Source organism: Micromonospora sp. NBC_00898 (genome assembly GCF_045207895.1).
Classification (GTDB): Bacteria; Actinomycetota; Actinomycetes; order Mycobacteriales; family Micromonosporaceae; genus Micromonospora.
This window is the reverse complement of record NZ_CP108775.1, coordinates 2,439,846-2,463,711: the sequence shown is the minus strand read 5'-3', so window position 1 is coordinate 2,463,711 and position 23,866 is coordinate 2,439,846. Positions and strand designations below refer to the sequence as shown.

Here is a 23,866-nt window from a genome sequence, read left to right as displayed (position 1 = left end):
GGTCAGGTGAGCTGGTCGGGCTGCAGACCCAGCTCCCGGGCGGCGCTGAGGCGCACCCAGTCGGCCATCTGACGGCGGGAGATGACCCGCTCGTGCACGGCGATCTGCACGGCCAGCCCGTCGATGAGCCCGCTGATCCGCCACGCGGCGCCCCTCGCGTCTTCGCAGGTGAAGGAGCCGTCGGCGACGCCCGCCGCGATGACGTCGGTCAGCGCCTCCTTCCACCGCAGGTCGAGCCGCCGGGACACCTTCTCCAGCTCACGCACCCGCAGCGACTCCGACCACCCGTCGATCCACATCGCCCAGGCATTCGAGCGACCGGTCGGCGCGTACAGCTTGAGGATCTTCCTCAGCTTCTCCAGCGGCGTCGCGGCGGAGCCGACGACCGCGTCGAGCCGGGCGAGATCCTGCTCGGCGGCGTAGGCGAAGGCCTGTGCGAGCAGCCGCTCCTTCGTTGCGAAGTGGTAGAAGACCAGCGCCTGGCTGACACCCGCGGCCCGTGCCACGTCCGCGGTGCGCGTGTTGGCCAGGCCACGCTCAACAATCACGTCGCACGCGGTACGCAGCAGCGAGTCCAGGCGTACCTCGGCCGAACCTCTCGTCACGCTCGATACGGTATCCCATCACCGGGAGCGAATACTTCCGACTTGACTGACGGAACAATCAGTGGCGAGGCGGCGGCGGTAGGCGACGGTGAGTGCGGCGCCGACGAGCACCAGGGCGGTGGCGACGACCGTCGAGACCGTGAGCCCGCGAGCGGTGGCCAGCGTCGAGGACAGCACACTGCCGGCCAGCGCGCTGCCGGCCGCGAAACCCAGGTAGACCGCGGTGCCCGCCCAGGTGAACGCCTCGGTCTCGGCGCCTTTCGGGGCGAGCGCGGTCACCAGCGCGTACTCCACCGCCGTGGTCGGTGAGATCACCAGCCCGGCGAGGAAGAGCAGCACGCCGAGGCTCGGCAGCCCGGTGGCGAGCAGCAACGAGCCGAAGCCGAGCAGGTTGGCGCACATGAGGATCGCGTACTGCCGGTTCGGCGGAATCCGGAAGGTCTGTCCGGAGTACCAGAGCCCGCCGATGATGCTCCCCGCGCTCCACACCGCCACCAGCACACCGGCCGAGTCGGGCTGGCCGAGGTGGCCCGCGTGCGCGGGGATGGCCACCTCCAGCACGCCGTACGCCGCCGCCTCGAGGCCCGCCACGGCCAGCACGACGATCATGCCGCGGGTTCGCAACGGGCCGCGCCGACGCCCGCCGCGGTGCCGGCGGCCCCGCGGCGTAGGAACGGCCGGGCGGGGGACCGCGTACGCGCTGCGGACCGCGGGCGCGGTCGCCAGCGCGACGGCGCCGGCCGCGGTGATGGCGGCGGCGAGCAAGGCCGCGGCGTCCGGATCGAGGACCGCCGCCACGACGCCGACCACCGTCGGACCGAGGACGTAGGTCAGTTCGACGGAGATCGCGTCGAGGGCGAACGCGGTCTGCACCGCCTGCGGGTCTGGCGCGAGACGGGGGAGCACGACCCGGGTCACCGCGCCGATTGGCGGGTTGACCGCGCCGGCCAGCCCGGCCAGCGCGACGACCAGCGGTAGGCCGGGGTCGGACCGCAGCGCGAGGACGAGCGCCACGAGCAGGGCCGCCTGGGCGAGGCCGGTGCTCACCAGCACCGCGACCGCCCGGCCGCGGTCGGCGAGCCGGCCCAGCGCCGGGGCGGTCACGGCGGTGAGCGCCGAGTTCGCCGCGGTGGCCAGCCCCGCGGCGCCGTACGAGCCGGTGCCGGCGTACACCACCAGGACGAACAGCAGGGTGGACATGCCGATCGGCAGGCGACCGAGCAGCGACGGCAGCGCCACCCGGAGCACGCCCGGGGTGGCGAACAGAGCTCGGTAGCGGGTTACGGCGGTGCGCACGGCGGGGAACCCGAGCTCTCGTCAGCCGAGCCGGCGCGGGACGGCCTGAGTCCAGGTCCGCTTGGCCAGTACAGTGTCGCCTTCGGCCGCTTCGACGGTGACGGTCACGTCGAACCGCTCGGCGCCGGCGGTGAAGTCGACGGTGGCCGCGGTACGCACTGTCGCCGCCGGCCAGGCGATCTCGAAGGAGGCCGACGACGAGGCGGTCTGCGTCCACCGCCGGCGGTCCACGGTGACGATGCCGGCGTAGTGATCGGTGCACGCGCCCTCGCCGACGATGCCGTACGTCGAGCCGTGGTCGACCTCGCACGTGGTGACCCGGGCGAGCACGTCGTCGCTGATCCGCCAGGCGATCCCGGGGTGGTCTCCGTCCTCGCGCCGCGGCGGCGGGAGGTGCCGCAGCGCCGCCGGCACCGCGGCCGCCGACGGGCCTGTGGCGACCGGCAGGACCAGCGTGCTCGCGTCGCCGTCCACGCGGAGCGTCACCGGGGCGGGCGGGGCGACGGTGTTGGGCCAGTCGACGCCGGTGACCGCCAGCCGCAGCCGGTGCCCGGGCACCACGGTCCAGGCCGTCGCCTCCAGCTCCACCCCGACCTCGACGAACTCGTCCGGGGTCAATGGCCGGGGCTCGCGGTGGCCGTGCCGGTGGGTGAGGTTGAGCAGGCCGCGGGTGATGAGGGTGGAGGTGCCGTCCGCCGCGACGTCGCACAGCTTCACCGAAACGGTCGCGACCGGCCGGTCCGCGGCGACCCGCAGGGCCAGCCGGGCGTGACCGAGCAGCTCCAAGCCGTCCGGCTCGTCGACCGGCCATTCCCACGTCAGCGATGCCACGTCGTCGTACCGCTGGTCGGTCGGCTGGCCGTACGGCAGCTGGCCGGCGCAGCTGTTCCAGGCCGCGGTGCCGGTGTCCGGCCGTACCGGATGGGTGTGCAGCCCGCCGCCCAGCACGCGGACGTCCGCGCCCACGCGCCGGGAGGGCCAGTCCGACTCGGCGCGCCACTCGCCGGCCACCAGTGGCGCGTCCGGCTCGGGCGGATCGGAACGCCGCGCGAAGTAGACGATCGGTGCCTCGCCGCCCGGCGGGTCGCCGCTCGCACCGATCGTGCTACCACCGCCGCCGCCGGTGCCGTCACGCAGCCAGCGGTCGAACCAGCGGGCCATCTCGGCGACCAGGTCCAGGTGTGGGCCGGGCCGGGAGGTTGCGGTGGACATGTGGCTCCACGGGCCGGCCAGCAACCGGGCCGGCGTACCGGCCGCGGTGAGCGCCTGGTAGGTGCGGAACGAGTTGTTGCGGTAGCCGTCGGCCCAGCCCGCCACGAGCATCGTCGCGGCGGTGAAGCGCGCGTAGTCGGCGCCGCCGAGGCTCCGGTCGTGCAGCGAGCCGTGCCGCCAGTACGCACCGTCGGTCTGCTCGGCGATCCAGCGCAGCAACCAGGGCGCCACGTCGGCGTCGAGCCGGCGCCGCCACTCGTCCCGCCAGCCGGCCCCGTATACGCGCGGCACCGGCGGCAGCGCGTTCATCGCGACCATGTAGGTCGGGTAGTCGATCAGGTCGAGCAGCCGGAACGAGCCGCCCATGAAGTGCACGTCGTCGGTGTACCGGTCGTCGGTGGCGTAGATCGGCACGATCGCCTTGAGTGCCGGCGGGCGGCGCATCGCCACCTGGATGGCGTTGAACCCGGAGTACGAGGTGCCGAACATGCCGACGCTCCCGGTGCACCAGGGCTGCGCGGCCACCCAGGCGATCACCGCGACGAGGTCGTCCTGCTCGCGGATCGGGTACTCGTCGGTGGCGCGCCCCTCGCTGGAGCCGGTGCCGCGCAGGTCCACCCGGCAGACCGCGTAGCCGTACTCGTCGCGGAGGCGCTCGTACTCGCTGATGTAGGCGGCGGTGACGTCGTCCTTGCGATACGGCAGCGCCTCGAGCAGGCACGGCACGGGTTGTGGGTGGGGCAGGTATAGCGTCGCGGCGAGGCGCACGCCGTCGTCCATCGTGATCCACACGTTGACGCTGGTTCCCTCGGGCGCTGCCATCCCTCACCCCCGTGCGTCAGGCTAGAGGCTGGTGTGGCGGCCGGGCAAGAGTCTGACTGAGCCATCAGTCAGGATGGTTGTCGACCGAGAACCGCGAGCACGCACCGCTGGCTGAAGATCGCCGACGTTGACGATGGGATCCGCCCCGGCACGACCAGCAGCGAATCCGCCGAGCTGCGGGAGGTGCGCAAGCGCAACAAGCTGCTCGAGCAGGAAAACGAGGTCCTGCGCCGGGCGGCGGCGTTCTTCGCCAGGGAGATCACCCCAAAATGACGTACCCGCTGGTCCTCGACCTGGCCGCGGACGGGATCCCTGGCGAGCGTGGGCCCGGGCCGCGCCCAACGCAGCGAGCATCTCACCGTCCAACGTCGACAGCAGCCGCCAGGCGTTCGGGTCGGTGGCCACCGCAACGAACAGGTCCGCCTGGTCCCGCAACACCGCCAGATCAGCGATCGCCTCACCCCCCGTCGGCGATCATCACCTCCAGCTCGACCAGGGCGAGTGATTGGACCGCGGCACGTGAGGCGGGTAGCCGAACCAGGGCGCGTGGACCGAGGTCAGAGCGGCCGCGTCGATCACTCGGAGCGCCGGTAGTGACGGTTGCGCTTACGGGCGACGTCGAGCAGCGAGTTGAGGGATTCCTGCGACCTGCCCGTCGCCGTGGCGAGCGACCCGAGCGGGTCGGCGTGTCCGCGACCGGCCAGGTCGACGAAGACGGCGAGCAGGTCGGACTCGAAGCCGTCGGCTTCCGCACCCCGTTCCTGGGCGAGCTCGGCGAGCCGGCCCTCGATGTAGCGGCGCACCATCACCTGGTACGCCCCGACGCTCGGCAGCACGTGGAACTCGGCCACCATGTCGTCGACCTGCCGTCCCATCCGGTGCAGGACCGCCGACGTGATGCCGCGTTCCCGGACCTCGGGCGCCGCGTCATCGGCGACCCGGATGACGACCTCGTCCGGTCCGTTGATGCCGGCCGATCCGACGTCGCTGTGCCACCGGGCCGTGATGACCCAGCCCGTGTCCTCGCGGGACAACTCAACGGACCGGTCGGGCACCGCGCGACCGCGATTCTCCTGGAACATGGCGCACCTGTCTTTCCGGCGCCTCGTGGCACCTACCTGACCGGCCGCCGAGGCGCGGCCGGTATCGTACTGCCCGGCTCGGGGCGGGGGTCAGGGAGTCGGGGTCGGGGTGGCCGCCCCGACGACGCTGCCGAAGAAGACCATGACCGTGAAGGCGATCATCGGGCCGACGAACACGTAGCCCAGGACGAGACCGGCGACCGCCATGCCGTGCCCGGACCTTGTGCCGTCCCGGGTTTCCCGCAGGCCGAGGTGGCCGAGGATGACGGCCAGGATGCAGGGCAGCCCGAACAGGCACCAGCCGCCGAGCACGCCGAGGATCCCGAGCACCAGCGAGGCCGTCGCCATGCCGGACGTGAGCGGCGGCTGCACGGCGATCCGCTGCATGGCCGGCAGGTAGCCCCCGGGCTGGTAGGGCCTGGCCGAGACCGGCGGGTACGCGCCGGGAGGTCCGTACGCCGGCGGGTACGGCCCGGGAAGGGCGGAAACCGGCGGGTACGGCCTCGGGACGGCGGGGACCGGCGGCTGTGGGCGGGTGGGGTCGGGGCCGGGCTGCGGGTACGTCATCGTTCGGGTTCCGTTCTTCTATCGAGTTGGGTGAGCAGGACACTCACCTCGGTGTGCAGGCGACGCAGCTCGGCGGCCGTCGGCGCCAGCTCGTAGCAGTGGTGGTGCGTGGCGGCCGACAGGGTCGCCCACGTGAACGCGACGCGGCGGGCGACGCCGGCGTCGGGCCCGAGCCGGCCGCGCAGCATGAGCTGCTTCGCCCGGCCCTGCCGGCACGCGGCCACCGTCGGCTTGACCCGCCGCCAGTAGGCGTCGATGCCGCCCTCGAGCGCGAGCCGGATCAGGCAGGCGCACGCCCGTGGCCACCACCCGGCGGTCACCGCGCCCGCGCCGAGCGCGCCGGCGCCGCGCAGCAACTGGTCGGCCGCCGCCAGGCAGCGCTGCGGCGTCGGCGCGGTCACGACAGGGCCGCCGCGAGGTGGCGGGCGTCCGCGACCATGCCGGGCAGGTCCGCCAGGTACGCCCCGTGCACGCTCTCCTTGCACGCCTTGTACGCGCCCACCGCCCGCGACCCGTACCGGCGGCTCAGATGTCCGAGCACGTCACCGCCCCGGTCGGCGTCGTCGAAGAGCGCCAGCGCGACCGTGGTGGTCAGCCGCCGCGACGCGGCCACGATGGCCGCCTCGATCTGGTCGTGCGGCACTCCGCGGGCCACCCGCTGCCGCCACACGATCCGGTGGCAGGCCGCCTCCAACGCCGAGCGGCACAGCTCCGCCACCACCGGACCCCGCACCTCGGCGGCGATCTCCTCGTTGCGCGACAGCGCGTACGCGTCGTCCAGGTAGCGGGTCACCGGGTCGGAGCCCGGCCGCAGGGTCACCACCGACCGCTCGGCGCGGGTCACCTCGACGATCCGGGCCTGGCCCAGGTTCAGCCGTTCCACCGCCTCGGGCAGCCGGGTGTCGTGGGTGAATACCACCACCTGCCGCTGCTCGGCCAGTTCGGCAAGGACCCGCGCCAGCCCGTCGACCTTCGACGGGTCCATGCTCTGCACCGGGTCGTCGACCACGACGAACCGGAACGGGCTCTCCGGCGCGCAGCTGCGCGGCAGGAACGTCGCCAGCCCGAGCGCCTGCATCTCGCCCTGGCTCATCACGCCCAGGGCGGTGCCGTTGTCGGTGCCGTCCACGCTGACCGGGAAGACCACCCGTCGCCGGGTGTTCGCCCCCTCCAGGGTCATCGCGCCCAGCTCGACGTTGCTCTCCTGGCGCAGCTGCGCCCAGATCCGCTGCGAGTGTTCGGCGAACGGCGCCACCCGCTGGTTGCGCAGCTCGGTCGCCGTGGCCTTCAACCAGCTCCGGGCGGCCTTCAACCGGGCGAGGGTCCGCTCCCGCTCCGGCAACCGCCCGGCGGCGACCAGCCAACCACGCAGGTCCGCCGCCGCGGCCAGCCAGCCGGTGTCCCGCTGGCGGAGCAGTGCCTTCGCGTACGAGCGGAGGTCCTCCGCCGCCGCGACGACCGCCGGGTACCGGGCGCTCAGGTGCTCGGCGAGTTCCTCCGGTCCGCCGGGGGCCAGTCGCAGCGCCGTCACGGCGTCGCGCAGCCTGGCCAGCGGCACGTCCGGCGCGTCGGCGTCGGGTACGTCCAGGTCGTCGATCAGGTGGTAGGCCCGCTGCACCAGCGTGTTGAGCCGGGCGGCGGTGGCCTGCGCGGCGAGGGTCCGGTCGCGCAGCTCGTCCAGCGCCGCGGCGGCCCGGGTCCGCCAGTCCCCGTCGAGCCGGCCGGTGGCGCAGACCGGGCACGCGTCGTCGCCCCGGTCGTCGTGGTGCTCGATGGCCAGCCGCAGCAGCTCCGCGCTGCGCAGCGACGCCCGCGAGCGTCCCCCGTCGTGGCGGCGGGCGTTCGCGGCGGCGTCCCGCAGCTGCCCGGCGAGCCCGGCCACCTGGTGGACGTCGGGCAGCGACAGGGCGGCCAGCCGCCGGCACATCAGCACGGTCACGTCGGCGGTCGGATCGTCCGGCTCGTCGAGGATCGCGGCCAGCGCGGTCAGATCGGGCCGGCTGGCGGTGAGCAGGGTGGCCGCTCTGCGAGCCCGGTCGTCATCCACCTTGGCGAGCGTCGCCGCGCCGGCGGCGCGCCGGGTGCGTACCTCCTTGATGGCCGCGTCGACGGGCCGGGCGGCGGCCATCAGCCGCCGGTCGGCGTCGATGATCGCCTCCAGGCCGAGGATCGCGGAGATCGCGTCGAAGAGCTGACTCTGCGTGCCGGCGGTGAGCCGCCCCAGCTCGGCGGCGGTGAGGAACGGCCGGTACAGCTCCAGCGGCCGGGCCAGCCCCAGCTCGGCGAGATCCTTGTGGGTGCCGCGCCCACTGGTGACGGTCACCTCGGCCTCGCCTAGCTCCGCCCCGGACGGCCAGGACCGGACCACCCGAGTGGGCGTGGCGACCCCGTCGACCCGCAGCTCGACGGCGATCCGGCACGGGTCGCCGGCGTGCAGGTTGCGCCACCCGGTACGCCAGACGCTGTTGCGGTCGGCCCAGCGGGCGCTGTCGCCGGTCAGGGTCAGCTCCACGGCCTCGGCGAAGCTGGACTTGCCGGAGCCGTTGCGGCCGACCACCACGGTCAGCCCCGGGCCGGGTTCGACGGCGAGGCTGCGCTCCGGGCCGACGCCGCGGAAGCCGGCGACGGTGACCGAGGAGAGCCAGATCCGCTCCCGCGGCTCGGCCGCCGCCGTACGCTGCGGCTCCAGCGCGGTCGGCTCGCCGGCGAGCGCCGCGTCCAGGTCGGCCTCGTCGTTGAGCGCGGCGAGGACCACCTCGGCGATGTCATCGGGTACGCGGTCTGCGGCGAGCCGCTCGAAGATCAGCTCGACCAGGGGTTCGGTGCGGTTCATCAGGCGACCTCCGACTGGTGCTGATGCGGGTTTGGGGAGGGCGTGCGGTGCCGGCGGCTCCGGCTCGTGCCGGTTCGCTGGCGGTGGTGGCGCGGCGACGCTGTGAAGTTGCTCTTATCTATGGATCGGCGCCCAGGCCGCCAGCGCAACATGCCAGTCGCGGAGGAACGCCTCGACCAGGTCGTGCGCCCGGGGGCGTACGTCGAACGGCTCCTCGACCCGGCGGCGCGCCATGTGCGCCAGGCTGTCGGCCGCCTCGTTCAGGGCGTGGTGGGCGTGCGCCTTGACGTGCGCGAACGTCAGGTCCGGGCGGCCGGCGACCAGCTCGGCGAGCCGGACCAGCGTCGGGTTCATACCGGCGTGACGAGGGCGCAGGTCGTAGCCGGCGGGCATCGCCCCGGACTCGCCGCTCTGCCAGCGGTGCAGGTAGTTCAGGGCCGGCAGGCTGTCCACCAGCACCGTCATGCCGACCGGCGGCGTGTCGTACGCGGTGAACAGGAACTCGACCGCCCGCAGCTCGCTGACCAGCACCCGGGAGAACCCCGTCGGGTCGACGCGGCCTGGGCGCCGGCTGCGCAGGCCGTAACGGCCGTCGCTGGCGACGTACCCGATGCCGCCGGCGCGCCCCTTCCAGCTGGCGTCGGTCGCGGCGATCAGCGGCGCGGACGTCTTCGCCCAACGGCGGACCTGGCCGCGGCCGGGCTGGTGCTGCGGCCGGCAGGCGTGGTGGTGCCGGGTGGTGAGCTGCTCGGCGGTGTCGAGCAGCTGCGCCGCCGACTCGAACTCGTCGTAGTGGATGGCGGTCAGCGCCACCCGAACCGCGTCGCCGACGGCCTGGCAGGTCTCGCAGCGGCGGGGCTTGACGTAGCCGCGGAGGGCGAGGGCGCGGTCGTGCAGGGGAGTGGGGAGCAGGTCCAGGGCGCGGAGGAATTCATCGGGACGCACGACGCCTCCTGACGTCTTGTTGTCGGGCACAAGGGCTGGCCGGGGAAACGGCGTCAGCGAGCGGGGCGCCACTCGCCGCAGTTCTCCGAGTGGAAGGCGTAGTCGGAGGAGCGGATGGTGACCTGCACGCGGCGGGCGCTGTTGGTGAAGTAGTTGTCGATGATGTCTCCGGAGCTGTTCTGGCGCTCCCAGTAGCAGCCATCGACGTCGTGGGTGACGTAGGTGCCGGGCTTGATCTCTTTGCCGACCCGGTAGGTGCCGGAGTCGAACAGCCGCCCCTGGGCCTCCAGGTCCGCGTCGACCTGGCCGCGCTGCACGGCCTGCCGCCAGCGCTTGGCGTACGGGTGGGTGGGGCAGAGGGTCAGCGCCGCGTTGATCTCGGGGATCTGCTCGCTGCTCGCGGCAAACCCCGCCTCGGCGTATGGGTCGTCGGTGTCGACCTCGCCGCACATCTCGTACAGGACGGCGATGTTGCCGTCGTCGTACTTCGAGGTCTTGTAGGCCGCCTTCTCGACCGGGCTGACCGGCTGGATCTCCTGACCCACGTCGCAGGAGACCGCCTTCGCGACCCAGACCTCCGTGAAGTCCGGCCGGCCATCCTTACCGGTGAGGATGGTGAACGGCGAACTCTCGCTGAAGTCATCGGTGACGTAGCAGGTGAGGACGAAGGGTTCCTGCTGAGGGACGTTCTTCGGGTCGTCGGGATAGGTGTCGCTGCTGTCGGGGATGCCGTCGCCGTCCCGGTCCGCGGACGGCGTCGGGCTCGGCGTCGGGGTCGGGGATGCGCTCGCCGAGGCCGAAGGGCTGGCCGATGCGGTGGGTGGGCTGGCGGTGGTCCTGTTGTCGCCTCCGCAGCCGGCCAGGCCGACGGTCGCCAGCGTCGCGGCCAGCAAGAGTCCGGCCGGCCGGCGTGGGCAGAGACCGGGACCGGCCCAGACTGTGCGTACCGAGTTGGGACGGGGGAGAGTCATCGTCGCCTCCAGGCGCGTGGTGTCCGCGGGCCGACGGCTCGTCGGCCCGCCCGGTGGGCGGTGGCTGAGGAAGGAATTGCCGCTGGCGCGGTGTGGAGCTGATGTCGTGAACGAATCAACCGCCAGCCGGCCGCGCGCCGCAGGGATGGGACCGGGTCAGATCAGTCGGAGAGGGTGAAGACCATCTGCAGACCGCTGTCCGGGTGGTAGCTCCAGGACGCGTGGACGCCGTCCCAGTCGCCGCTCTGCCGGCCGTCGAGAGCGCGGGTGGCCAGGAGTTCCTCCTTGACCGAGTCGGGCATCTTCAGTTCCGACCAGTAGCACTCCAGCTTGCCGAAGCTGAGGCCGTTGCTCTCCTCGCCGTCTCCGTGCAGGGTCAGGGTTCTTCCCTCGTCGCCCAGCTCGACGTCGCTGCCGATGGTGCTACCGCACTTCTCCTTGGCCAGTACGAACGGCGACTTCCTCTCGACGAGAGGTGACGGGACTGGACTCTTCTCGGAGAGGGCCAGGAAGAGGCCAGTGCCGGCGACCATCAGCGCCACCAGAGCGCCGGCCGCGATCAGCAAGATGGTGCGACCGTTCAGGGCAGGGGCGGGCCGGTGATCGACGCTGTCCGGCTCGGCCGCGTCAGCGAGGTTTGCGGCCTCCGCCGGCGGCATGAGTTGAATCGAAGCGGCGGAGTGCTCGGCGGGCTGGTCGGGCGGCATCGGGTCGGTCATGACGGTCTCCTCTGTGAACTGACGTGGTGGGCGGTGTGCCCGGGGGAGCGGGGCGGGCGGTGGCGCCCGCCCCGGGTCGAGCGATGGATCAGGCGAGGGAGACGGTCACGCCGCCGGAGAACGCCGAGTCGTGGAGTTCGAGCTTGGTGAGCTTCACGTTCTTCGGGATGTCGAAGACGAACACGCCGGTCACCTGGTTGCCGGGGTTGATCTCCTCGAAGAAGGTGCTCTGCTCCTTGTTGGCGTAGAGGCCGGCCTCGGTGTCGGAGGAGTATTCGGTGCCGTTGGCGGTGTAGGCCTTCTGGCTGCTGCCGTCGAGGGTCTGCGGCTCCTTGCCGATGTTCTTGACGTTGATCGTGATCAGGCAGAACTGACCCTGGGCCTTGTCGCCGAGCATCGAGGTGCCGACCTTCGCGACGCCGCACTTTGACGACTTGACCGTGAACTCGAACTTCCCGTCCCGGGCCGCCTGGCCGATCTTCGCGGTCTTCGCCGGCTTGTCCTCGCCCTTGGCGCCCCCGGCGTCGGCCTTGCTGCTGGTGGCGTCGTCGGTGGCGCCGGAGCCGCAGCCCAGGGCGACGAGGCCGGTGGCGATCAGGGCGAGGGTGGTGATCTTGCGCATGGTCATTGGCTCCCTTAAGAGGTTTTGTGGGTGTCAGCCGGTCCGGCGGTGATGGCTGTCCCGGTGCTGCATCCCATGAGAGCCGAGGAGGGGGCCGACGAGCGATAACCTGTTCCGATAACCCTTCCTACCATCATCAGCATCCATGAGGCCGGTAACACCCGTTATCACCTCAGCACTTGCGAGTCCGGTTCCCTTGCTTGTAGCCTCACCGCGGAGGCGAATCGAGACCGGCCGGATGGAGGTGAGGACGATGCCGACAGTGACGCTGGCGCAGATCGCGAAGTTTGCCCAGGTACGTCGCCCTAGCGTCAGCAACTGGCGACGCCGGCACCCCGACTTTCCTGGCCCGGTCGATGGTTCGCCCGTTCGGCCGCTCTTTGATGCAGACGAGGTGGCTCGGTGGCTGGACCAGCGACCGGTGCCGGCTCGGAGTGAGGGCGACGGCTTGGCGGTCACCACCTACGGAGACATCTTTCGAGCGTCCATGCTGCGTGGTGGCAGCATGGACGGATCCCAGCTCGATCCGGACAGGTTTGCTGACGTCGCGCTCGAGCTGATCGCGCTGCGGGCGGCCCATCAACGCCCACTGCCCACCGACCTGTCCACGCTGGCGGACCTTTGCGTCAAGGCTGAGGCTGCGCACCCCGATCTCGTCGGCCTGCTCAGCCATGTGCGTGCTCACGACCAAGTGGCGTTGTCGATCCTCGTAGACGTGGAGCGTCTGGTGGCAGAACTCGGCGCGGTGGGTGCGGCCGAGGAGTTGCTCGCCGCAGCCGGTCGTCGTGGCTGGTCCGGTGGCCCGGTTGAGACGCCAGCCGAGATCTGCGACCTGGTCGTCCGCCTGACGAACGAGATGCTGGGCGATCCCACCGAGCTTGCCGTTGCCGACCTCGCGGCCGGGCCAGGGCGCCTGCTCACCACGATGCTGGCTGCCGGCCGCCCGCGCGACATCCGGTGTGCCGAGGTAGATCCGGTGATGGCGAAGTGGCTGCGTCTTAGACTCTTCTGCCACGGCCACGACACGGTCGCGTTCCATGCCGATGGCCAGGAGACCGCCGACTTCTCCGGCTCGGACATTATCTTTGTCGACCCGCCGTTCCAGCCGGGCGAGCAGGACCACCATGAGGAACACCCGCTGTCCTGGGCCTCACGGGTGGTGGAGTGTCTCAGCGACGAGGGGCTTGGGTTCGCTGTCGTTCCGGAATGGACGCTGACCCGTACGGCGACATCGCGCCGGCTTCCGGTCACGTGGGTGCGCGAGCAACTCGTTCGTCGAGGCTGTGTGCGCGCGATCATCCAGCTGCCCCGTAGCATCCACCGCTTCATCACGGGCACAGACCTTGTGCTGCTGGTGCTCGCGCCAGATGAGGGCGAAACGTCGCGAGACGTCGTTGTCTGCGACGCGAACCAGATCCGAGCCCGGTCCGGCGGGTCATGGATCGAGCAGACGGTGCGGCTCGTGTGCGGGACGCGGAACTCGCGCGAAGCTGAGCCGTGCAGCGCGATTCCGGTGTCCAAGCTGGTAGGCAGGCGGTCGCTGCTGCCGTCACATCTGTTGGCGCCCGAGGCGGCACCTGAGGACCACGTGGTGGGGGCGGTTCGGGCACGTGAGTCGGCGGCGGCAACTTTCAAGACGGACGCGGATGACGCGATTACGACGCTGGAGCGGATCGCGGTGATCACCCGCCCGCAGGGCGTCGCGTACCGCACTATTGGCGAGCTGCTGCGCGGCCGGCAGCTCATCCGCCTGCCCGGCCATCGCATCTCCGGAACCAACCTGGGGCGCAGTGGGCAACGGGTCCTGGGCTGCGAAGAGTTGCTCGGCGAGCTGCCCGTAGGTGAGCGCCGGATCGACGTGCTGACACTCGGCCAATACGCCGCCGCTGCGATCACCGAACCGGGCGACGTGGTCATCATGGCCGGCAACCAGCTCCGTGCGATGGTGGACGAAATCGGCGGTAGCGTTCTGCTCACCCCGGTGCAGGGGTTGCGCATCCCCGGCTACGTCAAGCACTCCTCGCTGTACCAGGACGAGCCGCAGCAGGCCTGGATCGGGCCGCACGCGCTGGCCGCGCTGCTCGGTGCGGCTCGCAACGCGGCGCGCACCGGGCCACGCGTGCGCAGCGTAACTCTCCAGCAGCTGGAGATCCCCGTGCTGACCGCTGCCGAATACGGCCATCTCGACCAAGCGTCCATGATGCTCAACGAGTTGGCTGAGGAGGCCCGCAACCAAGCTGCGGCGTTGGATCTGGTCCGGCGGCGGATCGCCGCCGGCGTTGCCGACGGGGCGATGAGCCTGCGCTTCAAGCCCAACATGTCAAACATGAACACCTGAGGAGAAGAGATCGTGCCCCCACGCGCGCGCAAGCCGGTAGAGCGGCAATCGGCCGACCTGAAAGACACCCTCTGGAAGTCAGCCGACAAGCTGCGCGGCAGCATGGACGCCGCCGAGTACAAGCACTTCGTGCTGGGCCTCATCTTCCTCAAGTACACGTCGGACGCGTTCGACGAGCGGCGGGCGCAGATTGAAGCTGAGCTGGAGGCAGAGGGCATCCCCGAGGCGAACCGGCCCGCACTGCTGGAGGACCAGGACGAGTACGCCGGCCGCGGTGTTTTCTGGGTGCCGCAGGCCGCCCGATGGGAGTCCCTTGCGCACCGCGCCAAGACCGCCGCCGGTCAGACCAGCATCGGCCAGCTCCTCGACGGCGCGATGAAGGCCGTCGGCGACGCCAATCCCGACCTCAAGGGCGCGCTACCACAGGGCCTCTACAACGGGCGCGGCGTGGACGAGCGCCGCCTCGGCGAACTCGTCGACCTCATTCACAAGCTCCGCTTCCGCGATCAGTTCGGCGCCGACGGCAAGCGCCGCCGCGCCCGCGACGTCCTCGGCGAGGTCTACGAATACTGCCTGGAGAAGTTCGCGCTGGCTGAGGGCCGCCGAGGCGGCGAATACTTTACGCCGAAGAGCATCGTCAAGCTCATCGTCGAGATCCTCGAACCACAGCCCGGGGAGCGCGTCTATGACCCGGCATGCGGTTCCGGCGGCATGTTCGTCCAAGCCGAGAAGTTCATCGAAACCCACGGTGGCAAGGCCTTCGACATTTCGGTGTTCGGCCAGGAACTAAACCAGAACACCTGGCGGCTGGCGAAGATGAACCTCGCCATCCACGGCATCGAAGCCAACCTCAGCACCAGGTGGGCAGACAGCTTCCACGAAGACCAGCACCCCGACCTGCGCGCCGACGTTGTCATGGCCAACCCGCCGTTCAACATCTCCGACTGGGGTGGCGACCGACTCGTCATGGACCCCCGCTGGGAATACGGCATCCCGCCCGTTGGCAACGCCAACTACGCCTGGCTGCAACACATGGCCCACAAGCTCTCTCCCAAGGGGCGCGCCGGCATCGTGCTCGCCAACGGCTCGATGTCCACCAAGCAGTCTGGCGAGGGGGACATCCGCCGAGCGATGGTCGAGGGCGACCTCGTTGCCTGCATGGTCGCGCTCCCTGGTCAACTCTTCCGCTCCACCCCGATCCCGGCCTGCCTCTGGTTCCTTGCTCGGGACAAGAGCCCACAAGGGTCGAAGAGGCTTGCCAACCGCGTCAATCAGGTGCTCTTCATCGATGCCCGCAACCTGGGCGTCATGCGTAACCGCACCGAGCGTGAACTCACCGGCGAAGATATCCGCCGCGTTGCTGAGACGTATCACGCCTGGCGTGGCACGGACAAGACGATCCAGTACATGGACGTGGCGGGCTTCTGTAAGTCAGCAACTTTGGACGAAGTGCGGGAACACGAATTTATCCTCACGCCCGGCCGCTACGTCGGCGCAGCGGAGGCCGACACTAGCGACGACGAGCTACTCGAGGAAAAGATGTCCCGGATCACGAGAGAGCTGTTCGCCCACTTTGACGAGTCGGCTCGGCTCCAGGCAGTGGTCCGCGACCACCTCGGGAGGATCGATGCTTAGGGAGGTCGTCGGCCCGACGCCTAGCGGCTGGGAGCTTGCTCGTTTGGGTGATCTAACGAGCAAGATTGGCTCCGGTGCGACGCCACGCGGCGGAAAGCAAGCATATGTCGCTCAGGGAATTAGTTTCATTCGTTCCCAGAATGTGCTAGATCACCGAATGACGAGAGAAGGCTTAGCGCTAATCAACGCAGATGCAGCAAGAGCGCTGCAAGGTGTCGAGGTTTATGCGGGCGACATTCTGTTGAACATCACTGGGGATTCTGTAGCTCGCTGTGCTCTTGTTGATGAGGAGTTTCTCCCCGCAAGAGTTAGCCAGCATGTCGCTATCATTCGGCCTATCGGCCGTCTAAGCTCCGTCTATCTCCAGAAGTACCTCACGCATCCCTTGTTTAAGGCATTCATGCTCTCGTTAAGCGACGGCGCTACCCGGCCGGCTTTAACCAAAGCGCAGATTGAGTCGTTCCCGGTAATGGTGCCGCCGCGCCCTGTCCAAGATGCAATTGCAGCGCTGCTCGGGGCGTTGGACGATAAGATTGCGGTCAACGAACGGATCGCCGATACGGGCAGCGAGTTGGCTCTGTCTCTCTTCTCGGAAGAGAGGTGGCCGTCTCGGACCAGCCTTTCATCGCTGTGTAGCCTACGAAAAACACAGGTGACCCCATCTGCCCTCAATGTCTCAGCGGTCGCGCATTATAGTCTTCCAGCCTTCGACAACGGTCAGATTCCAGATATCTGCGCTCCGGAAAACATCTTGAGCGCAAAATTCCTGATCGATGAGGCCGGTGTCTTGCTGTCCAAGCTCAATCCCGATATTCCGAGAGTTTGGCGGGTTGAGCCGAAGGTAGGTATGCCGGCCGTCGCGTCAACCGAGTTTCTCGTGCTTGCGCCAAACCCGACCGTCACTGCCGCAGAACTCTGGGCCGTGGCTCGGCAGCCTGAATTCCTCTCCCATCTCGCCGCACGCGTGACAGGAACCTCAAAGAGCCATCAGCGCGTGCGTCCAGAGGAGGTTCTTGCCTCTGAGGTAGTCGATCCCCGGGCTATCGACGAGGTGAGGAGAGAGCAGGTTTCGTCGCTGGTGGCACGGGCCGGGCAGGCTCGCGAGGAAAATACTTCTCTCGCTCAACTTCGAGACGTACTGCTGCCGCAGTTGATTTCGGGAGAGCTACGGATCAAGGACGCTGAGCGGTCGGTTTCCGACGCCGTCTGACACCCCGGATGAACAACTTCCCCGCCACGCAGCACCCGCTCTTGGAGGAGCCATGACCTTGTCGGACGACCCTGCCTACCCGCACGACGACTCCGAGGCTGAGTGGGAGCAGCACGTCAAGGATCAGCTTGGCGAGTGGTGGCGCCCCATGACTGGCGTCGAATTGGCGCCTTCTCGCAAGGGTGACGGCACGCGGAAGTCGTGGGAAGACCTGATCCTCTACAGCGGACTTCGGGAGGCGGTCGCCCGGATCAATCCGCAGTTGCCGCTCGACGCCGTGGACGAGGTGGTGGCCGAGTTCGAGAAGCGGACTTCGGCGGACGCGTTCACGGAGCGGTACCGTCTCCACACACTGTTGACGCGTGGAGTCAAGGTCGGCTACGTCGATCCGGTGTCGGGGGAGAACCGCACCGACACCGCGTGGGTCATCGACTTTCTCGACCCGTATGGCAATGATCTGGTCGCCGCCAACCAGGTGACAATCAAGGATGCCCGCTCCAAGCGCCGGCTGGATGTAGTGGCCTACGTGAACGGTCTGCCGCTGGCTGTGTTCGAGCTCAAGAAGGCCGGCGCGACCGACGGCACTCGCGAGGCGTATGACCAACTTATGACGTATCGACGTGAGTTCGGTGCGACCGCCCTCGCGGTGCCGGTCTTCGCGGTCGCTAGCGATGGGATAACGGCGCGGATTGGGACGCTATTTACCCCATGGGAGCACATGGCCCCGTGGGATGTCGACGAGCACGGCGAGCCCGTTGACGTCACCGATGGCCGGGCGCTGGAGACGCTGATTGGTGGGGCGTTCGACCCCAAGATCTTCTTGGACCTGCTGGTCAACTTCGCCGCCTTTTCTCGAGAGCGGGGTGGCGCGATCGACACGGTACGGCTGGCCAAGGCTCACCAAATGTTTGCGGTCAATACTGCGGTTGACAAGACGATCACCGCGGTGGGCGGCGACGGCAAGATCGGCGTCGTTTGGCATACCCAGGGCTCCGGCAAGAGCATGGAGATGGCGTACTACACCGCTAAGGTGATGAAAGAGCCAGCACTGCGCAACCCGACGATCGTGGTGCTCACCGATCGGATCGACTTGGACAGTCAGCTCTTTCTCACCTTCGCGGCCAGTGACCTGCTTCCGGAGACGCCCGCACAGGCGGATACGAAGGAGCAGTTGATGCAGCTGCTGGACCGGCCGTCCGGCGGGATCATCTTCACCACCCTGCAGAAGTTCAACCGCTCCAAGGCGGACAAGGAAGCGAACATCGACTTCCCGCTGCTATCGAAGCGGCGCAACGTGCTCGTGGTCGTGGACGAGGCGCACCGCAGTCACTATGACTTCCTCGACGGCTATGCCAAGAACCTGCACGACGCGTTGCCCAGCGCGGCGTTCATTGCCTTCACTGGCACGCCGATCTCTAGGGCCGAGGCGAACACCCGTGCCGTCTTCGGCGACTACATCGACGTATACGACCTGACCCGTGCGGTCCGCGACGGCGCCACGGTGCGGGTCTACTACGAGAACCGCCACCTCCCCGTGCACCTGCCCGAGGGCGTGAACCCGGTGGAGTTGGACGAGGAGGCCGAGGACCTGACCGTCGACCTCGACGAGGACGAGATCAGCCGCGTCCGACGGGCGTTCGCGCAGTATGAGGACGTCGTCGGGCACGCCGATCGGGTACAGAAGCTCGCTGCGGACATCGTCGGGCACTGGGAACGGCGCCGGACCGAGATGGTCAAGCTGACCGGCAAGCCCGGCAAGTGCATCATCGTCTGCTACTCGCGGAAAGTTGCCGCTGACCTCTACAAAGAGATCGCCGCGATCCGTTCAGAGTGGCACGACGAAGACGACGACCAAGGCCTGATCAAGGCCGTCTACACCGGCAGCGCCAAGGACCAGGAACCGATCGCCGCGCACGTCCGGTCGACTGGTGCGATCAAGAAGATCCAGCGCCGGGCCACGGACGCCGACGACCCGCTGGAGCTGGTGATCGTCCAGTCGCTGTGGCTGACCGGGTTTGACTCGCCGCCGCTGCACACCATGTACCTGGACAAGCCGATGCGTGGGGCAGCTCTGATGCAGGCCCTTGCGCGGGTCAACCGCCGGTGGGGCGAGAAGCCCAGCGGTCTGGTGGTGGACTTCCTCGGCATCGCCGACGACCTTACTAAGGCGCTCGCGGAGTACAGCCGGACCGATATCGACGAGAAGCCGATCGGAAAGGACATCAGCGCGGCCGTCGACATGGTTGTTGAGCTGCACGGCGTGATCGGCAGCCAGCTTCATGGCATCAACTGGAAGGCCAAGCGCGACTCGGGCAGGCCCCGTGCGTTCTACCAAGCGGCGCTCGATGTCGTGGATTACCTCCGCAGCCCCGAACCAGACCTGGAAGACGGCAAGCCCACCCTCGCCGATCGCTACGCCGACACCGCCCGCAAGATCGCTCGCGCCTACAGCAACTGCCCGCGTGAGGACAAGCTTCGGCCATTGCGGACGGACTTGGAGTTCTTCGAGGCCGTACGCCTGTATCTGGCCAAGTTGAGGGCCGAGGAGCGGGCGGAGCGTGGGCTCGCCACAGCGGCGGACGTGGAGCTGGCAATCCGGCAGCTTACGGCGAGCGCGATCGCGGTGGACGAGGTGGTCGACATCTACGAGGCGGCTGGCATCCAGCGCCCCGACTTGTCGCACCTGGACGAAGACTTCATGCGTCGACTGCGCGAAAGCCAGCGCCCCAACCTGGCCATCGAGGCGCTGCGTCGAGCGATCGAGCGCGAGGTGCGGTCCGCCCATCCACACAACGTGGTCGCCCAGGAAGGGTTCACCGCGAAACTGCTGAAGACCATGCAGCGCTACACCTCGGGCGGGCTGACCGCCGCCGAAATCATCGCGGAGCTGGTCGCGCTGGCCAAGGAGGTCACCGCCGACCGCGGCAAGGCCGCCGAGATGGGCCTGACCGAAGACGAGTACGCCTTCTACACTGCTGTCGCACAGAACGAGTCGGCAACGGAGTTGCTCGGAGACGTCGTGCTTGGACAGATCGCCAAGGATCTCGTCCGTGAGCTCCAGAACCTGCCGGTCGACTGGTGGATCCGGGAACAGGCCCAAGCGCTGGTCCGCAGCAAGGTCAAGCGGCTGCTGGCCCGGTACGGCTACCCACCGGACGCCCGCCCAGAGGCCGTCGATCTGGTGCTCAAGCAGACCCGCACCTACGTCGAAGACCAGGCGTAGCGCCGCGACGTCTGAACGCATCCAACGGCGCATGTCTTGCGGTGCGAGGCGGCCGAGGGCTGTCAGCTTTTTGTCTCCCAGACGGTACTTGAACGGATCTTCAATTTGGCGGCGCGTTGTGGTCTTCTCGTCTTGTGGCACTGGCGGAGAGGGGTCCTGCCGGACGGTGGGCTAGGGCTGCGTGGTTCCGCCCTCGCCGCCACGATGACCAGTAGGGGACGGTCAGCTGAAGTGAGGCATTGGTGAGTAGGTGAACGGGTGAGTGAACTACATGACGCCGTCAAGCAGTGCGTCGACCTATTGGAACGCCATCGGCGGCGTGCGCAGCGGATCGGTGAGCAGAACACCAAGGCGGGCTTGATCGAACCCGTCATCGGCGCCCTGGGGTGGGACTTGTTCGACCCCGATGAGGTGCACCGTGAGTATCGACGTCGCGGTGCCGATAACCCCGTCGACTACGCCCTCCTACTGTTACGCACGCCGCGGCTGTTTATCGAGGCAAAGGGGCTTGGCGAGAACCTTGACGATCCACGGTGGGCGAACCAGACGATCAGCTACGCCGCCGTCGCGGGCGTCGAGTGGGTGGCGCTCACGGACGGCTCGGAGTGGCGGGTCTACAACGCCCACGCTCCCGTGCCGATTGAACAGAAGCTCTTCCGGGCAGTCCGGCTTGAGGACGACGTCGACGCGGTCGTCGAGCTGTTGAGCCTACTCAGTAAGGACAACATGCGGGACAACCGGATCGAGGAGCTGTGGAAGGGTTTCTTCGTCGACCGACAGGTGCACGCCGAGCTCGTCGAGCTATTCGCCGGTGGGGAGCCTGCCTCCGACCTTGTGGCGCTGCTCGACCGTCGGCTGTCCAAGCTCACTCGAGACGACATTCGCTCCAGCCTAGTGCGAGCGCGGGCGACCTTCGACTTCCCCGCGGCGGCCACGCCGCTGGCCTCACGACCGGCTCCGGCAACCTCCTCGCCGCTGATAGCCGAAAGGCCAAAGAGCAGCCTTGTCACGCCGCGAGGTGTCCCGGCTGCCGAAACTCAACGCGGACCGAATTCCAGCGCTGGCAAAGTCCGACCCCGCAAGCCGCGGGTCAGCCCCGAAGAGCGGCGGCTTCATCTTCCCGACATGATCGACGTAGGCCGACTGCGGCCGGGCTGCGCGCTCGTTGCCAGTTACTTCGGCAAGCAGCACCAGGCTGAACTTCTGGACGACGGCACCATCCGGTATCGCGGCCAGGTCTACAACTCGCCATCGGGTGCGGGGGAGGCGGTGAAGATTGTCGTGCACGGTCCGAGCGTATCGGCCACCACGAAGGCGACCGATGGCCTGGACTTCTGGCACACCGAAGACGCGCGCACCGCGGAAGTCGTGTCCCTCAAGGAGATCCGCCGTCGGACCCTGGCGGATCTGTCCGCTTAACATCTGCTGCCGCCCCGGCCGACGGCCGCATCGGCCGCCACAGAACAGCGAGAGGTTGATGATAAGCCCCCGAGGGCTGGATCTTGCAGCGCTACTCCGAGTCCCGCCACATGCGGCGGCAACTTGCCATCCGAGCGCTTGGCCCCGACCCCACACCGCGGCACCGCCGCGTCGACCGCGTCGCGCGGCACCGAGGTGACCAACACCCCGACCGACACCTGATCCGGCCGAACCTCCACACCCGACACCATGGGCAGTGATCAAATCAGACAGCCCTTGGGTAAGCCACAAAGCCACACCGCACCAACCCGAGACCCCAGCCCCACCAACATGATCAACTTAAGTTAGGCGGCATTGGGCCCTCGACACGCGGCGACGCCGGCCAAAACGACAGCCGGATAACCTCTCCGCAGCCCGCCTCCAAGAGCGACATTCCTGGGGCAGGTTTCGCGCTTATGAATCCCGCTCTGAAGTCTCCGCCACGAAAACGCCGATGCCCATGCGACCGACAAGCTCACCGAGCTCAATCATGGAGTCCAGCGCACGTCGGACAGTCACGTGGCTTGTCTCGTACTCCTCCGCCAAGAGACGAGCAGAGGGAAGTTTGCTCCCGGGTGGGTAGATACCGGCCCGAATCTTTGCGCGGAGATCATCCCTGATCTGGCGCCAAAGCGGCTGGGCGTACGGCATGTGATCAGGGAAGCACCCGGTCACGAAAGCATGTAAAGGAACCCCTTCCTGTATTTACAGGCTTTATAGGTGTGCTAGGCTCACCCGGACCAGTACCGCAGCAGAGCGGGAGGGGACATGGGCAGGCGGTGGAAGTGGTTCTTGCGGCCGCGGAGGGTTGTGATCGACCTGACCGGGCAGGCGCTGCCGGACGGGGACGTGCCAGGACGCTTCCGGCGGCTGACGGTCGAGAACCTCGTACCCGATGGTTTGGCGACATCGCCGTGCGACGGTGCGGTCGTCTTCGAGGCGCCCGAGCGGCGGCGGGCGGCCCGCGCGGCAAGCCAGGGCGCGGAGCGCGACCGGCCGAAGCTGCCCGGCGAGCGGAACCCGGGGGCGGCGCTGGTGCCTGTCGGGCACGTGCGGACGCCCGAGGGCGGTCAACGGTCAGCGACGAATGCCAGCGAGGTTGAGGGGCGGGGATCGGATGGCTGAGGACATCGGGTCGACGGTGCCCCGACGGCAACTCGGGCGGGCGTTGCGGGAGCTGCGGACCGAGGCGCGGATGACCTTGGACGGTGCGGCGCAGGCGCTCGAGTGCAGCCGGCAGAAGGTGTGGCGGATCGAGGCGGGCCTGAGCGCGGCGCGCGGGCTCGACGTGCGCGCGATGTGCGACCTGTACGGCGCGACGCCCGAGCTGACCGGCGCGCTGACCGGCCTGGCCGGCGAGACGCGGGCGAGGGGCTGGTGGCACGCGTACGGTGACACCGTCCCCGACTGGTTCGAGCTGTACGTCGGCCTGGAGTCCGCCGCCGGCCGGCTGCGGGAACACGACGACACGCTGGTGCCCGGCCTGCTCCAGACCCGGGACTACGCGTCCGCGGTGTGTCAGCACCGGTCGTGCATGACCGACGACGAGCGGGAGCGCCTGGTCGAGGTGCGGCTGCAACGGCAGGCCCTGCTGCGACGACGGCTGCCTCCGCCGCCCCGGTTCGACGTCATGCTCTCCGAGGCGGTGCTGCTGCGGGTCGTCGGCGGCCCGGCGACGATGGCGGAGCAGCTCCGGCACCTGGTGGAGCTGGGCCGGCTGCGCCACGTCTCGATCCGGGTCGTGCCGCTGGCCGCCGGCCTGCACTTCGGCGCCGTCGCGGGAGCGTTCGTGCTGCTCGAATTTCCGCCCGGCAACCGCGTGGAGCCCGAGCCGTCGGTCGTCTACAGCGAGTCGCTGACCGGTGCGCTCTACCTCGATCGGAAGGAGGAGTTGGCCGCCTACGAGCGGATCTGGGCGAGCCTCGACTCGCTGGCCTTGGACGAGCGGCAGTCCCGACACCTGATCACCAAGATCTCCGAGGAGGTTCATCATGGCTGAGCTGAGCGGAGCCCGGTGGCGCACCAGCACCCGCAGCGGCGACAACGGCGGCAACTGCGTCGAGGTCGCCGACAACCTGCCCGGCGTCGTCGCCGTACGCGACAGCAAGGACCGCACCGGGCCGATGCTGAGCTTCACCCACGACGCCTGGGCGGCCTTCGTCCGTGCTGCGTGGTCGTCGCACTGAGAGACGCCGACCGGCGGCAGGCCCGGGTTTGCGCCGGGCCCAGCGTCGGCCGACGGAATGTGATCACGGTCTGTACCGGCCGAGGTGGACGGGGTAAGCTGCCCCGCGATGAACACCTCTCTCACCAGATTGGGGGACCGGT

The 23,866-nt window shown here is 69.0% G+C and carries 20 protein-coding genes and 1 pseudogene; 9 read left to right on the top strand and 12 right to left on the bottom strand.

Annotated features, from left to right (window positions below; all coding sequences use genetic code 11):
• Nucleotides 1-2: 2 nt before the first annotated feature.
• From OG799_RS12070 to OG799_RS12060, 3 genes are read right to left on the bottom strand one after another with little or no spacing between them, the layout of a single operon-like run.
• Nucleotides 3-605 carry a TetR/AcrR family transcriptional regulator gene (locus OG799_RS12070; RefSeq protein ID WP_406045118.1) on the bottom strand — a complete coding sequence of 201 codons (603 nt, stop codon included), beginning with the start codon at nt 603-605 and terminating at the stop codon, nt 3-5.
• An 18-nt stretch (nt 606-623) separates the two neighbouring features.
• Nucleotides 624-1,901 (bottom strand): MFS transporter, encoded by a 1,278-nt coding sequence (locus OG799_RS12065; protein WP_406045117.1) that lies wholly within the window; start codon nt 1,899-1,901, stop codon nt 624-626.
• Nucleotides 1,902-1,922: 21 nt separating this feature from the next.
• Nucleotides 1,923-3,935 carry a CocE/NonD family hydrolase gene (locus tag OG799_RS12060; RefSeq protein ID WP_406045116.1) on the bottom strand — a complete coding sequence of 671 codons (2,013 nt, stop codon included), beginning with the start codon at nt 3,933-3,935 and terminating at the stop codon, nt 1,923-1,925.
• Between the two features lie 105 nt (nt 3,936-4,040).
• Between OG799_RS12060 and OG799_RS12055 the strand changes: the two are divergent.
• Nucleotides 4,041-4,249 (top strand): annotated as a pseudogene (locus OG799_RS12055) (IS3 family transposase); the annotation flags it as partial.
• A gap of 261 nt (nt 4,250-4,510) precedes the next feature.
• On the opposite strand, the gene OG799_RS12050 reads toward OG799_RS12055, so the two are convergent.
• The 8 genes from OG799_RS12050 to OG799_RS12015 form a co-directional block, all read right to left on the bottom strand.
• Complete coding sequence (locus OG799_RS12050; RefSeq protein ID WP_406045115.1) at nt 4,511-5,017, bottom strand: hypothetical protein; 507 nt, start codon at nt 5,015-5,017, stop codon at nt 4,511-4,513.
• Between the two features lie 90 nt (nt 5,018-5,107).
• Nucleotides 5,108-5,584: a DUF4190 domain-containing protein gene (locus OG799_RS12045; RefSeq protein WP_406045114.1), complete on the bottom strand. Its 477-nt coding sequence runs from the start codon at nt 5,582-5,584 to the stop codon at nt 5,108-5,110.
• Complete coding sequence (locus OG799_RS12040) at nt 5,581-5,985, bottom strand: hypothetical protein (RefSeq protein ID WP_406045113.1); 405 nt, start codon at nt 5,983-5,985, stop codon at nt 5,581-5,583. The genes OG799_RS12045 and OG799_RS12040 overlap by 4 nt, the downstream gene beginning before the upstream one ends.
• Nucleotides 5,982-8,417: an AAA family ATPase gene (locus OG799_RS12035; RefSeq protein WP_406045112.1), complete on the bottom strand. Its 2,436-nt coding sequence runs from the start codon at nt 8,415-8,417 to the stop codon at nt 5,982-5,984. Before OG799_RS12035 ends, OG799_RS12040 begins: the two co-directional genes overlap by 4 nt.
• Nucleotides 8,418-8,531: 114 nt before the next feature.
• Entirely contained in the window at nt 8,532-9,362 is an 831-nt protein-coding gene (locus OG799_RS12030; RefSeq protein ID WP_406045111.1) for a hypothetical protein, read from the bottom strand.
• Between the two features lie 53 nt (nt 9,363-9,415).
• Nucleotides 9,416-10,333, bottom strand: a complete 918-nt coding sequence (locus OG799_RS12025) for a hypothetical protein (protein ID WP_406045110.1) — start codon at nt 10,331-10,333, stop codon at nt 9,416-9,418.
• 161 nt (nt 10,334-10,494) lie between these two features.
• Nucleotides 10,495-11,052 (bottom strand): hypothetical protein, encoded by a 558-nt coding sequence (locus tag OG799_RS12020; RefSeq protein WP_406045109.1) that lies wholly within the window; start codon nt 11,050-11,052, stop codon nt 10,495-10,497.
• Between the two features lie 88 nt (nt 11,053-11,140).
• A complete protein-coding gene (locus tag OG799_RS12015; RefSeq protein WP_406045108.1) occupies nt 11,141-11,674 on the bottom strand; it encodes a DUF4352 domain-containing protein in 534 nt (177 codons plus the stop codon).
• Nucleotides 11,675-11,936: 262 nt separating this feature from the next.
• Here OG799_RS12015 and OG799_RS12010 point away from each other — a divergent pair, with 262 nt between their 5' ends.
• The 5 genes from OG799_RS12010 (at nt 11,937) to OG799_RS11990 (ending at nt 21,499) form a co-directional block, all read left to right on the top strand.
• Entirely contained in the window at nt 11,937-14,012 is a 2,076-nt protein-coding gene (locus OG799_RS12010) for an N-6 DNA methylase (protein ID WP_406045107.1), read from the top strand.
• A gap of 12 nt (nt 14,013-14,024) precedes the next feature.
• A complete protein-coding gene (locus OG799_RS12005; protein WP_406045106.1) occupies nt 14,025-15,647 on the top strand; it encodes a type I restriction-modification system subunit M in 1,623 nt (540 codons plus the stop codon).
• Nucleotides 15,640-16,857, top strand: a complete 1,218-nt coding sequence (locus tag OG799_RS12000) for a restriction endonuclease subunit S (RefSeq protein ID WP_406045105.1) — start codon at nt 15,640-15,642, stop codon at nt 16,855-16,857. Before OG799_RS12005 ends, OG799_RS12000 begins: the two co-directional genes overlap by 8 nt.
• Before the next feature lie 52 nt (nt 16,858-16,909).
• The gene (locus OG799_RS11995; protein WP_406045104.1) at nt 16,910-20,080 is read left to right on the top strand and encodes a type I restriction endonuclease subunit R; all 3,171 of its coding nucleotides are present in this window, start codon (nt 16,910-16,912) and stop codon (nt 20,078-20,080) included.
• A 258-nt stretch (nt 20,081-20,338) separates the two neighbouring features.
• Nucleotides 20,339-21,499 (top strand): hypothetical protein, encoded by a 1,161-nt coding sequence (locus OG799_RS11990; protein ID WP_406045103.1) that lies wholly within the window; start codon nt 20,339-20,341, stop codon nt 21,497-21,499.
• Nucleotides 21,500-21,952: 453 nt separating this feature from the next.
• Here OG799_RS11990 and OG799_RS11985 read toward each other — a convergent pair whose 3' ends face one another.
• Complete coding sequence (locus OG799_RS11985) at nt 21,953-22,189, bottom strand: GntR family transcriptional regulator (protein WP_406045102.1); 237 nt, start codon at nt 22,187-22,189, stop codon at nt 21,953-21,955.
• A 159-nt stretch (nt 22,190-22,348) separates the two neighbouring features.
• Between OG799_RS11985 and OG799_RS11980 the strand changes: the two genes are divergently transcribed.
• From OG799_RS11980 to OG799_RS11970, 3 genes are read left to right on the top strand one after another with little or no spacing between them, the layout of a single operon-like run.
• A complete protein-coding gene (locus OG799_RS11980; protein WP_406045101.1) occupies nt 22,349-22,663 on the top strand; it encodes a hypothetical protein in 315 nt (104 codons plus the stop codon).
• Nucleotides 22,656-23,537 carry a helix-turn-helix domain-containing protein gene (locus OG799_RS11975; protein WP_406045100.1) on the top strand — a complete coding sequence of 294 codons (882 nt, stop codon included), beginning with the start codon at nt 22,656-22,658 and terminating at the stop codon, nt 23,535-23,537. Before OG799_RS11980 ends, OG799_RS11975 begins: the two co-directional genes overlap by 8 nt.
• Nucleotides 23,530-23,724 carry a DUF397 domain-containing protein gene (locus OG799_RS11970; protein WP_406045099.1) on the top strand — a complete coding sequence of 65 codons (195 nt, stop codon included), beginning with the start codon at nt 23,530-23,532 and terminating at the stop codon, nt 23,722-23,724. Before OG799_RS11975 ends, OG799_RS11970 begins: the two co-directional genes overlap by 8 nt.
• The last annotated feature ends 142 nt before the right edge of the window (nt 23,725-23,866 follow it).